Below are 12,073 nucleotides of genomic sequence, written 5' to 3' on the forward strand. Positions count from 1 at the left end.
CAGATTCATACTGAATAAGGATGGTCCTTTTTTTGTCTTTTTATATCCTGTTCTTAACTTGATGGCTATGGAGTCAGCCCCTTTTTATTTTATTTTTATTTATCTGTCCTTTTGTCGTATTTGTCTTTACGAACATCTAACGTTTTTCCATTGATAATTATTTTATAATTATCAATCCACTTTACATCAGTTTGAGTTTCATGCCAACTCCAATAGATCATCCGATTTTGGAGTATATTTTTTTTAGCATCAACCCTAAGCGCACCATCGGATTCATCCCAATATACCATAGCTGTGTATGTCTTGTCTGGCGATTTAATTTCATTTACTAACTTCCCTTTTTGTATGAAAAATGTACTTTCAAAAGCAAAATAATAAGCTATTTTTTTGTAATTAAATGCGGCGATTAGAATAATACAAAGAGCAAATACGCCACTATATAGCAGTATTTTATTTGTCTTTTTCACTATATTTCCCCCGCCGTCATTTTTAACATCAAGAAAATAACTGTTTTTATTTAAAAATACCCGAGTTATACCAGTTTATCCCTCTGCTTACAGCAGCATAATCTTTAGGGTCATCATAGTATGTTGCAAACCATTCTGGTTTAGATCTGCCTTGTAATCTTTGAACCACGCCACCAGCTTTTAGCAATGTGGTACCATCAAACAAGTATCTTCCAACATATCCGTAATGAATATTCCCGATATCTTCACCATCAATATAATATTTTTTCCCGCTTACTATAACCGTTCTCGTTTTATTCCAACCAATTGCAACCTTATAATCCCACTCTCCATTTGGTCTAACCCTTAATGCAAATTGAATTGCAGTTTCGAGCCAAGGATTAATCTTAGGGTTCAAAATCGCTGCTTTTCTTAGATTTGCCTCCATCATTTTTAAATAAAGTCGTCTCTGAACGGTTAGGACACAGCAAGATTCAAATGACGCTGGATACTTATAGCCATGTTTTGCCCAACATGCAAGCTGACGCTGCAAAAAGAACACTCGTAAGTATAAAAAGAAAAGCCCTTACTGTACAAGGACTTTTCCAAAATAAAAAGCAACATCCTATTAAGATAATTTCTCTACTTCTACCCGGGCCGAGAAGAATGTAGCCCCGCCGCCCATATCTGCCAGGCGACTTGGTGTCAGTACATTAACAAGCTGCTTCGTTCCCGGGGACTCCGCCCATAACCCTTGGCTAACAGCCACACCTGGTAGCACATTCTCACCAACAGACGCGGTCAATTCACACTCTCCACGTCGATTATAAACCCGTACTTTTTCGCCATTTTCAATCCCACGCTTACGCGCTTCCTCTGGATGAAGATGCAGACGTGGAGTTTTTTCCAGCCTCACATGCACCTCATTGTTGGAAAATGTCGAGTTCAAAAAGTTATGATTCGGCGCAGACACGAATAGAAGCGGGAACGTTTCTTCCTCCCGAATCGGTTCATATGTCGGCAATGGCTGTAAGCCCTCTTTCTCCATCCGTTCCGAATACAGCTCAATTTTTCCGCTCGGTGTGGGCAGCGCACCCGGAAATACAGGCTTTTTGCTGCGGTCAATCTTCACATAAGGCGTCTCAAGCAATTTTTCGTACGTAATACCATTCAAATAAGGATTCACTGAATCGTCAAGCATCTGGCGAATCATCTCTTCTTCGGTATCCTTGAGCGCCTGTTCCGTGAAGCCCATCGCCTCTGACAGCAGCCGAAATACCTCTACATTCGACTTACTTTCACCGTACTTCTCTATTACAGGCTGATGCAAATTCACATAATAGTGCCAGTAAGACGTGTACAAATCCAGATTCTCAAACGCAGACGTAGCCGGAAGTATTATATCTGCGTAACGTGCCGTTTCTGTCAAAAATAAATCATGTACGACGGTAAATACATCTTCACGCGCGAACCCGTCTCTCACTTTATTTCCATTTGGTGCAACAACAAGCGGATTGCTATTGTAGACAAACAGCGAATAAATCGGTGGAGTAAGCTCTGTCAGTGCCTCGCCAATTTGGTTCATATTAATCGAGCGCGTATGGTTCTTCAGCAAATCAGGCCGTTGCAGTGCCTGAAAGTTAACCGCTGAATAGCCGCTATTGCCTTTAATTGCACCACCGCCACGGACATGCCACTGTCCGGTCAACGCAGGCAAACAAGCTACCGTACGCACAAACATGCCTCCGTTATCATGATGTTGCGGTCCATTGCCAATGCGAATAAACGAAGGCGAAGCCGTACCGTACATTCGTGCTAGCTTATAAATATCTTCGACAGGCACACCCGTAATCGACGATACGCTGGCGGGATCATATTGTTTGACATGCTCGCGCAATTCTTCATGGCCAAAAGTATGGTCGGCGAGAAACGTCTCATCAATCATATTCTCCGCAAATAGAACATGCATCAAACCGAGCGCAAGCGCCGTATCTGTTCCAGGCAGAATCGGAATAAACCAATCGGCCCAGCGACCTGTCTGATTTTTATGCACATCAATAACAACAACCTGTGCACCTTTCTTACGTGCCTTCTCTGCTAATGTAACCTGATGCATATTGGTACTGACTGCATTACAGCCCCAGAAGATGAATAGTTTTGTTTCGGTTGTCTCTTCCGGATCCGTACCGTAGCTACCTCCCATCGTATATGCATACCCGATCGTTCCAGCAGCGGTGCAAATGGTCCGCTCAAGCTGGCTGGCGCCTAAACGATGAAAAAAGCGGCGGTCCATTCCTTCTGCATTCAAAATTCCCATATTTCCATAAAAGCTATATGGTAAAATGCTCTCGGCTCCGTGTTCGGCAATCAGTTTTTTCCATTTCTCCGCAATCGTTCCGATTGCCTCTTCCCATGTAATACGCTCGAACTTGCCTTCTCCTTTTGCACCCACACGCTTCATCGGGTATGTAAGACGCTTCGGATCATAAATACGCGCCGTCATATTGCGCACCTTATTACAAATGGCGCCCTGGGTCACGGGATGTTCGGGATTACCTGTAACTTTAGTGATTTTTCCGTCTTTTTTATGAACGAGCAACCCGCACATATCCGGGCAATCCAGTGAGCAAACGGAAGGAAACACACCATCTTTTTGTGCTGCATACGAAGTATTCACTCTCTCACCTCTGCCTTTTAATCATTTTGATGCGTATGAATGCATCTATCTTTTATGACATACGAAAAGCCTGTATTTGATAGTACTACTGTAAATCAAATGCAGGCTTTTGTCACCGGGTAAACATCCGATATCTTTTTTACTATTTACTTACAATCGCATGACCGCCAAATTCATTACGCAATGCGGCAACAACTTTACCATGGAACGTATCATCTTCAAGTGAACGGAAACGCATAAATTGTGACATGGCGATAACCGGTGCGTTGGCCTGTAGCTCCATCGCGGTTTCCACCGTCCAAACTCCTTCTCCGGACGAATTCATAACGCCCTTAATATGTTCGAGGTTTGGCTGTTTCGAGAACGCGCTCTGCATCAATTCCATTAGCCAGCTGCGAATTACGGAACCGTTGTTCCAGACACGGGCAACGGCTTCATAATTATAATCAAATTGACTCTTATCGAGGATTTCGAACCCTTCGCCAATGGCCTGCATCATTCCGTATTCAATGCCGTTATGAACCATTTTCAAGAAATGGCCGCTACCGGCAGCACCGGCTTTGAGAAATCCGTCCGGAATGGAAATCTTCTCAAACAGCGGAGCAACACGCTCCAGCGCTTCTGCATCGCCGCCCACCATCGTGCATACACCATGCCGCGCACCTTCTGTTCCTCCGCTTGTGCCGCAGTCTACAAAATAAATTCCCTTTTCCTTGAGCTGTGTGTAACGAAGCAGTGTGTCTTTGTAGTTAGAATTCCCTGCATCAACCAAAATATCGCCTTTTTCCAGCAAACCAGATAGCTCATCCACAACTTGACCAGTAATGTTGCCCGCCGGAACAAGCATAATAACTGTTCTTGGCGTCTCCAGGTTTTGTATGAGCGCTGACAAAGAGTTAACGCCTTGTGCCCCCTCTTCCGTAATTTTTTTGACTTGCTCGCTTATTGTGTCATATGCTACAACTTCGTATTTCTTATCCAGCATATTAAGTGCCAAGTTGTATCCCATTTTCCCAAGCCCAATTAATCCTACTTTCATTAACTATCACTCCTTCTGCATATTTTTCACTATTATCCCAACGCCTTGCGCTGAAACTCGGCAATGCTTTCGTACTCATCTTCAAGTTTACGCATGATACGCAAATAAATTGGCAGCAATTCCGCATATACGGCAACATGTTCCGGGTTCGGCGTATGATGATGGGTCGCCCCCACCATCTCCGATACAACTTCGAGCGAATCCGTTCGACCGAGCGCGTATAAACCGAGCACCATCGCTCCAAGGCAGGAGCTTTCATAATCTTCCGGTACATACACATCTTGATCAAAAATGTCGGCCATCATCTGCCGCCAGAGCGCCGAGCGAGCAAAGCCACCTGTCGCCTGAATTTGTTTTGGCATCGGAATCAGCTCTTTTAGTGCGAGAAAAACCGTATACAGGTTATAAATAACACCTTCGAGCACAGCACGAATCATATGCTCTTTCTTATGATGTAACGATAAGCCAAAGAAAGATCCGCGGGCATTGGCATTCCAAAGCGGCGCACGCTCACCCGCAAGATAAGGATGGAACAGGAGTCCATCACAACCAGGGCGTACGTTGCTAGCGATTTTAGTCAATACATCATATGAACTAATGCCAAGCCGTTTTGCTGTTTCGATTTCAGACGCGGCCAGTTCATCCCGTACCCAGCGTAATGTCATGCCACCATTGTTAACTGGACCGCCAATAACCCAATGCTTATCGGTCAATGCATAGCAGAAAATCCGTCCTTTCGGGTCGGTTACCGGCTTTTCAACAACAGTACGGATAGCACCGCTCGTTCCGATCGTAACGGCCACAACTCCCGGTTCTACTGCGCCTACTCCAAGATTGGATAGTACACCGTCACTTGCCCCAACAATGAATGGTGTATCAGGATTAAGTCCGATTTCTTTCGCCGCCCATGCATCCATTCCCTGTACTGCGTGTGTAGTTGGAACCGGCACAGACAATTGCTCTTTTGTAATGCCCGCAACATTGAGTGCCTGTTTATCCCAGGAAAGATACTCCAGATTAAATAATCCAGTCGCTGACGCAATAGAATAATCAGCAATGTACTGCTTAAACAGCCGATAAAATACGTATTCTTTAATGGAAATAAACTTCGCCGTACGCTTGAAAATCTCTGGATGTTCTTCCCGTATCCAGACGATTTTTGCCAGCGGCGACATCGGATGAATCGGTGTGCCGGTACACCGATAAATTTCATGTCCGTTTTGTTCTTTTTTAATATAGTCCGCCCATTTTGTGCTGCGGTTATCCGCCCATGTAATACAACGGGTCAACGGACGATGTGACCCATCCATCGCAATAACGCTATGCATGGCGGAGCTGAACGAAACGAAAGCGATACGTTCAGGTTCGATACCGCTTTTGCGTGTGACCTGCTTGAGAACCTCAAGTACCGCTTTATAGATTTCTTCTGGATCTTGTTCCGCTGTGGACGGGGTCGGCGTATGCAACGGGTACTCCACAGAGTGCCTTGCGAACCCCTGTCCCTTTTCCGAAAAGAGCACGGCTTTTGTGCTGGTTGTTCCGATGTCAATCCCGATGCAGTAGTTCGTACTCACAGGGCTGCCTCCTTACTCCTTGTCTTCTATTAGGTTATACCACGATATCAAGCAGCATGATGAAGATGAGTGCCGAGACGGATAGAATCGTCTCCATCATCGTCCATGTTTTCAATGTTTGCGTCACAGTCATATTGAAAAACTCTTTAATCAACCAAAAACCCGAATCATTAACATGCGATAAAATAAGTGAGCCGGCTCCAGTCGCAAGCACAAGAAGTTCCAAATTAACACCCGGCATTGCGGCAGCGATCGGCGCGACAATACCTGCCGCTGTTGTCATCGCCACAGTAGCCGATCCGGTCGCGACGCGAATCAAACCTGCAATCAACCAGCTAAGCAATACCGGAGAAATGTGGGATTGTGTGGCCATGCCTGCAATCGCGTCACCAACACCGCTCTCAATTAATACTTTATTGAAGCCTCCACCTGCTCCAATAACAATCAAGATTGTAGCAGTCGGTCCGAGACACTCATTCGTAAATTTAAGTATGTCGTCACGGCTGAAACCGCGTGCAAAACCGAGCGAAAAGAACGCGAATAGCAGTGCGATGAGAAGAGATACGATCGGACTTCCGATAAAATCAATCCACGTGCGTACCGCACTGCCTTCTGCAAGCGTTACATCCGCCACTGTCGCGCACAGCATTAAAATAACCGGCAGTAAAATTGTAAATACCGTAATGCCGAAGCCAGGTAGCTCTTTATGCTGTGACTCGCTAAACTGGGCTGCAAGCTCCTCTGATGGGCTCAATTGAATACGCCGAGAAATAAACGAGCCAAACAACGGACCTGCGATAATGGCTGTAGGCAATCCTACGAGTAATGAGTAAAAGATGGTTTTACCCACATCCGCCCCGTAAATCCCGACCGCAAGCATTGCAGCCGGATGAGGCGGCACCAGGCCATGTACAACAGACAAGCCTGCGGTAAGCGGAATTCCAATTTTCAGAAGCGATGTATTCGTATGCTTCGCCAGCGTAAAAACAAGCGGGATCAGAAGCACTAGACCTACCTGGAAGAACACTGGTATCCCTACAATGAATGCAACAAACATCATCGCCCAGTGTACATTCTTCTCTCCGAATAACCGAATAAGCGTCTGAGCGATACGCTCTGCCCCCCCTGATTCGGCCATCATTTTTCCCAGCATTGTTCCGAGTCCAAGCACAATGGCGATAAACCCTAGAACGCCGCCTACTCCTGTTTCGAACGCTTTCAAAATGGCAGACAGATCCATACCTGCGCATAAACCGATGAATAATGAAGCTAAGATCAAGGCGACAAGCGGATTGATCTTAAACTTAGCAATCAGCACGATAAGGCCAATAATGGCAACAACCGTATATACCAGCAGGCTGGCATTGTGGCTGAGCCCGAGAAAAGAATTCATGCTGTCTCTCTCCTTTATGATGTTAGCGTTTTCTAGATGATAGTATGAGGATGCTCTTTCACTATATAAAATATTTTTTCTAAAGTAAATGCACTAATGAAATTTTTTTTCATAAAAAACGTTAAAAATGGCTTATCCTACACCCTACCACGATGGATCGGCTGTCGGATAAGCCCTTCAATATCGCTTGATCGCAATTGATTCACGGATTTTCTGTAGATTTTCAAGCGTAACACCCTGCATGCGTGCCGCCACACCTACGTACAGGACATCCATAACCGATAGCTGCACGAGGCGGGAAGCCATCGCTTCCGAACGAAATAAAGTTTCGCGAGAGGTGGTGTAGAGGGAAAGATCAACCGCACGAGTCAACGGCGATTTCATCGTACTGCTAATCCCGATCGTTTTCGCTCCACGTTCGCGCGCTACCTGAACCGCCCTTACTACGTCAATGTTGCTACCGCTATGCGAAATACCGACTGCAACGCAGTCCTTGTCCAGAAGCGAGGCGGACATAAGCTGCAGGTGACTGTCTGTATGTGCCATGACCTGTATGCCTGTCCGGATGAATTTGTGATATGCATCCAATGCAATAATACCTGAGCCACCCGAACCGTAGAAGTCGATTTTCTTGGCGTTTGCCAGATATTCCACTGCCAACTCAAGCGGTTCATTCTCCAGTAGCGCAAGCGTATCTTTCATCGCTTCCATACTGCTTGAAAAAATTTTTCGTGCGATATGTACCATATTATCTTCACTTGTAATTTCTTCATGAATGTTTTCAATCGGTCGCACAATATCCCGAGCCAGCGCAATTTTAAACGCCTGATATCCCTTATAGCCGAGACGCTTGCATAGCCGAAAAATAGTCGCTTCCGCTACGCCGCTTTTCTCTGCCAGCTCGGAAATCGAGGAATGAATAACTTCTTCCGGTTTTTCTAGTATATAACAGGCCGCCAACCTCTCTTTGGCGGACAAGGACGCCAGCATGGAACGCAGCCTGCTGACGCTGTTCGATTGCTGTTTTTGGTCCATTGGTTTCCTCCTATACTTTTTTACTTTATTATACAACGAAATGGGCCGCAGCAATGCGTACCTGATTGAAAAAAGCCTGCGCGATTACACTGTCTCACCCGGCCCATAAGAAAAGAAGCCTCCGATATTTTATCAGAAAATCGGAGGCTTCTTTCTCTCATGTTCTAGGCATTGTTTTTCTGGAAATTAATCATAAATTCACTGAGTGCTTTGCACGTCTCATATGGAACAGCATTATAGGTAGATGCACGGCAGCCACCTACAGAACGGTGTCCGTTCAAGCCGACAAATCCGGCCTGTTTTGCTTGTGCAAGGAATTCCTTCTCTAATTCTTCCGATGCAAGACGGAATGTAATATTCATAAGCGAACGGCTGTCTTTTTCCGCATGGCCTTTATAGAATCCTTCACTTTGGTCAATGACATCGTAGATAAGAGCTGCTTTTTCACGGTTCATCTTCTCGATACTGGCAAGTCCACCCTGTTCTTTAGCCCATTCAAGTACAAGGCCAAGCATATAAATACCGAACGTCGGTGGTGTATTGTACAATGAATTATTCTTTACATGCGTGTCATAACGAAGCATTGTCGGTACATTTTCATTTGCACGCTCCAACATATCTGGGCGTACAATCGCAACCGTTACGCCGGATGGGCCGAGATTCTTCTGTGCGCCCGCATAAATCATCGCAAATTTGCTGGCGTCGATTTGATGGGACAAAATATCGCTCGACATATCCGCAATAAGCGGAAGATCGCCGGTATCTGGGAATGTAAACCACTCCGTACCGAAAATCGTATTGTTCGATGTCACATGAACGTATGCAGTATTCGCTTCATATGCCAGTTCATCAAGCTTAGGTATGCGATTGTGGTTCGTCTCTTTAGTTGATGCGATTGTATACGTATCACCAAACATTTTTGCTTCTTTTAGGGCTTTTTCAGACCATGCTCCAGTTACAACGTAGCCCGCTTTTTTTCCCTGCGGCAGGAAGTTCATTGGAACCATCGCGAACTGCGTGCTGGCGCCGCCTTGCAAAAACAGTACGTGATACTCTTCCGGAATGTTCATAAGCTCTTTTAAAGACGCAATCGCCTGGTTATGTACCTGCTCATATGCAGCGCTGCGATGGCTCAATTCCATAACCGACATACCGGTTCCCTTGAAATCAATGAGTTCCTTTTGCGCTTTTTCCAGAACCGCAAGCGGTAAAGCCGATGGACCCGCATTAAAATTATAGGCGCGCTGTGCCTGTTTTAACATCTCTCTTCACTCCTTAGTTGAGTTACAAACTTTGTTTCTATCCTACACCTAATTTTCGCAAATGAAAAGAGATGTTTTCGTAATTGAAGAAAAACATACGGAAAAATCATCGAAATTCCACATTATTACTTAAAAAAATACAAAAAACCGCCTAAACCCGAACATTCCATTCTATAAACACACATTTTTAATGATACAATTAATCGATACCGCAAGTGTGCCACATAGAAACAAACACGACGTGCAGTCGCTACACGTCGTGCTTTATAATCGTTTAAGAAAAAATATCCATGCTCAAGTACCGTTCGCCGGAATCTGCAGCAATAGCTAGTACCCGCCTGCCTTTGCCAAGTTTTTTTGCTTCCTGTAGTGCCGCATATACTGCACCACCTGCTGAAGGTCCGACCAAGATGCCTTCTTTCGCTGCCAGTTCGCGCATTGTACGCAGCGCATCCTCATCTTCACACTGCATAATTTCATTATATACCTCCTGATTTAAGATAGGCGGAATAAAGCCCGGGCTTGTACCTACCAGCTTGTGTGGACCTGGCTTGCCACCTGACAATACCGGTGAACCCTTTGGCTCGACTACGATAACCTTTAAATCAGGAAGTTTTTCTTTTAACACTTCTCCCGTACCTGTAATTGTACCACCCGTTCCGGCCGTGGCAACAAATGCATCCAGACGATTCTCCATTTGACGCAGGATCTCAGGTGCTGTCGTTTTTCGGTGAATATCCGAATTCGCTTCATTTTCAAATTGCATTGGAATAAAGCTGCCTGGAATGCTTTCCGCCAGCTCCTTCGCTTTACGAATCGCTCCCGGCATCTTTTCCTCTGCCGGGGTCAGTACAACTTCAGCGCCGTAGCCTTTCAGGATACTAATCCGTTCCTTCGTCATGTTATCGGGCATAATTAAAATACAGCGATAGCCGCGTGCCGCCGCGTTCATCGCGAGACCAATGCCCGTATTGCCACTGGTTGGCTCGATAATAGTTGAACCTTTCTTTATATGCCCCGCCCTCTCCGCTTCGACAATCATATTGTAGGCGGCCCGATCTTTCACGCTGCCGCTCGGATTGAATTTCTCCAGCTTAACGTATACATCCGCATCATCTGGATTAGTTAGACGACGCAGCTTAACGACAGGTGTTTCCCCTATTAATTCATGAATACCATTCACTACACGTGCACGCATTTCCATTCACCTCTTTGCGATTCCTCCACTCTTTATCCCAAGTATACAGATAAGGTTTTTTCATATCCAGTCTTAATTATCATGCTTTATTCTTCCAACCACCTGAATTTTTGTTACTACGTTACGTGAATTCTATATAGATGCGAAAAATTCACTTATATCAAGCCTTTTCTATTGTCTATTCATCTAAATGGTGTTGTATCCAATGAATATTTTTATATCCAATTTCACATATTAATGGGTATAAACGACAAAGAAATAAAGCAAAGCAGGAATCATACATGAACAAGCCACGAAAAAATGAGATCACACTCTTACAATATATTCTTGGCATTAATGCAGCGCAGTTAGGAACGAGCATCCTGACTTTGCCTTCAGACCTAGCAAAGGTGGCAAGCACAGATGGATGGATTTCCATTGTTGTCGGATGGCTTATTGCTACAATCGTAAGTTTATGCATGATTGCTGTCATGGCCAAACATCCGGGAGACAGTCTATATGACATACTCACCCGTTACTTGGGAAAATGGCTTGTGAAGGTATGGAGCATTGCCTGGATATCTAGCGCCTTATTTACTGCCATCATTATTTTTTATTCTGTATTATTATTCATTAAAATATGGATTTTATCTAACACTTCTAGCGTCCTGATCGCTGTTCTTTTTATAATTCCTGCATATATGGTTTTCCGCGGTGGTATACGAATTTTTGCGCGATACGCAGAGTTTGTCTTTTTTTTTACACTTTGGCTACCGATTTTATTATTAGCACCCTTAAAAGATGCCGAATTCATTTTTATGCTGCCTCTATTAAAAGAGGGCCTGCTCCCTGTTTTACATGGAGTATCGCCAGCTATCGTTTCATTTGTCGGATTTGAAATCGCACTTATCCTTTATCCCTATCTAAAAAACAAGCAAGCAGCAGCTAAAGGGATTGTGATTGGTAATGGTATTACTTTACTTGTTTATTTACAAATTACATTAAGCTGCTTTCTTTACTTTAGTCCAGATGAAATTACCAAGTTTGTATGGCCTACACTTACGCTTGTGAAACCGATCCAATTCCCTTTTCTTGAACGATTTGAAATTATTTTTTTGTCATTTTACCTGCTCATCTTTTCAGCTGTATTCATCCCTTATATCTCTATTATCACGCATAACATCGAACAACTCTGTAATAAACAAAATTGGCAACTGCCCGCATATATTTTATTGTCACTCATACTCGCTTCTTCTTTTGTTTATATTCCCACCTATAATCAACTTCAGATAATGAGCGAATGGTGGAGCTGGGGAACTTATACTGTTTCTTATGGCATTCCGGTCTTGTTTTTTCTTTATATTACGTTGTATATCCGCTGGAAAAAAAGACAGACCATATAAAAAAATCATAAAAACTGCCCTAACATATTCTGCAATATCACGCCTGTTGATTATCCATAAGGTGGAA

The 12,073-nt window shown here is 44.3% G+C and carries 10 protein-coding genes and 1 pseudogene; 2 read left to right on the forward strand and 9 right to left on the reverse strand.

Annotated elements, in window-relative coordinates:
* Positions 1-95: 95 nt before the first annotated feature.
* Positions 96-467: a DUF5412 family protein gene (locus tag HMPREF0083_RS01330; protein ID WP_021619125.1), complete on the reverse strand. Its 372-nt coding sequence runs from the start codon at positions 465-467 to the stop codon at positions 96-98.
* Between the two features lie 46 nt (positions 468-513).
* Entirely contained in the window at positions 514-897 is a 384-nt protein-coding gene (locus HMPREF0083_RS01335) for a polymorphic toxin type 44 domain-containing protein (RefSeq protein ID WP_021619126.1), read from the reverse strand.
* An 8-nt stretch (positions 898-905) separates the two neighbouring features.
* Between HMPREF0083_RS01335 and HMPREF0083_RS29205 the strand changes: the two are divergent.
* Positions 906-1,118, forward strand: a pseudogene (locus tag HMPREF0083_RS29205) (hypothetical protein); the annotation flags it as partial.
* Here HMPREF0083_RS29205 and HMPREF0083_RS01340 read toward each other — a convergent pair.
* The 7 genes from HMPREF0083_RS01340 to cysK form a co-directional block, all read right to left on the reverse strand.
* Complete coding sequence (locus HMPREF0083_RS01340; RefSeq protein WP_040301092.1) at positions 1,075-3,123, reverse strand: molybdopterin-containing oxidoreductase family protein; 2,049 nt, start codon at positions 3,121-3,123, stop codon at positions 1,075-1,077. The pseudogene HMPREF0083_RS29205 and the gene HMPREF0083_RS01340 overlap by 44 nt on opposite strands.
* A 142-nt stretch (positions 3,124-3,265) precedes the next feature.
* Entirely contained in the window at positions 3,266-4,162 is an 897-nt protein-coding gene (gene gnd / locus HMPREF0083_RS01345; RefSeq protein ID WP_021619128.1) for a phosphogluconate dehydrogenase (NAD(+)-dependent, decarboxylating), read from the reverse strand.
* A 32-nt stretch (positions 4,163-4,194) separates the two neighbouring features.
* Positions 4,195-5,736, reverse strand: a complete 1,542-nt coding sequence (gene gntK / locus HMPREF0083_RS01350; RefSeq protein ID WP_021619129.1) for a gluconokinase — start codon at positions 5,734-5,736, stop codon at positions 4,195-4,197.
* A gap of 34 nt (positions 5,737-5,770) precedes the next feature.
* Entirely contained in the window at positions 5,771-7,129 is a 1,359-nt protein-coding gene (locus tag HMPREF0083_RS01355; protein ID WP_021619130.1) for a GntP family permease, read from the reverse strand.
* A gap of 177 nt (positions 7,130-7,306) precedes the next feature.
* Positions 7,307-8,164 carry a MurR/RpiR family transcriptional regulator gene (locus tag HMPREF0083_RS01360; protein ID WP_021619131.1) on the reverse strand — a complete coding sequence of 286 codons (858 nt, stop codon included), beginning with the start codon at positions 8,162-8,164 and terminating at the stop codon, positions 7,307-7,309.
* 164 nt (positions 8,165-8,328) lie between these two features.
* Positions 8,329-9,426 (reverse strand): 3-phosphoserine/phosphohydroxythreonine transaminase, encoded by a 1,098-nt coding sequence (gene serC / locus HMPREF0083_RS01365; protein ID WP_021619132.1) that lies wholly within the window; start codon positions 9,424-9,426, stop codon positions 8,329-8,331.
* Positions 9,427-9,700: 274 nt separating this feature from the next.
* The gene (cysK, locus tag HMPREF0083_RS01370) at positions 9,701-10,624 is read right to left on the reverse strand and encodes a cysteine synthase A (RefSeq protein WP_040301094.1); all 924 of its coding nucleotides are present in this window, start codon (positions 10,622-10,624) and stop codon (positions 9,701-9,703) included.
* A 281-nt stretch (positions 10,625-10,905) separates the two neighbouring features.
* Here cysK and HMPREF0083_RS01375 point away from each other — a divergent pair, with 281 nt between their 5' ends.
* Entirely contained in the window at positions 10,906-12,006 is a 1,101-nt protein-coding gene (locus tag HMPREF0083_RS01375) for a GerAB/ArcD/ProY family transporter (protein WP_021619134.1), read from the forward strand.
* Positions 12,007-12,073 lie beyond the last annotated feature (67 nt).

The organism is Aneurinibacillus aneurinilyticus ATCC 12856, assembly GCF_000466385.1.
Classification (GTDB): domain Bacteria; phylum Bacillota; class Bacilli; order Aneurinibacillales; family Aneurinibacillaceae; genus Aneurinibacillus; species Aneurinibacillus aneurinilyticus.

Coding starts and splice junctions, on each gene's coding strand:
- gnd (WP_021619128.1), bottom strand. CDS start 4,162: ATGAAAGTAGGATTAATTGGGCTTGGGAAAATGGGATACAACTTGGCA.
- cysK (WP_040301094.1), bottom strand. CDS start 10,624: ATGCGTGCACGTGTAGTGAATGGTATTCATGAATTAATAGGGGAAACA.
- HMPREF0083_RS01335 (WP_021619126.1), bottom strand. CDS start 897: ATGATGGAGGCAAATCTAAGAAAAGCAGCGATTTTGAACCCTAAGATT.
- HMPREF0083_RS01360 (WP_021619131.1), bottom strand. CDS start 8,164: ATGGACCAAAAACAGCAATCGAACAGCGTCAGCAGGCTGCGTTCCATG.
- HMPREF0083_RS01375 (WP_021619134.1), top strand. CDS start 10,906: ATGAACAAGCCACGAAAAAATGAGATCACACTCTTACAATATATTCTT.
- HMPREF0083_RS01355 (WP_021619130.1), bottom strand. CDS start 7,129: ATGAATTCTTTTCTCGGGCTCAGCCACAATGCCAGCCTGCTGGTATAT.
- serC (WP_021619132.1), bottom strand. CDS start 9,426: ATGTTAAAACAGGCACAGCGCGCCTATAATTTTAATGCGGGTCCATCG.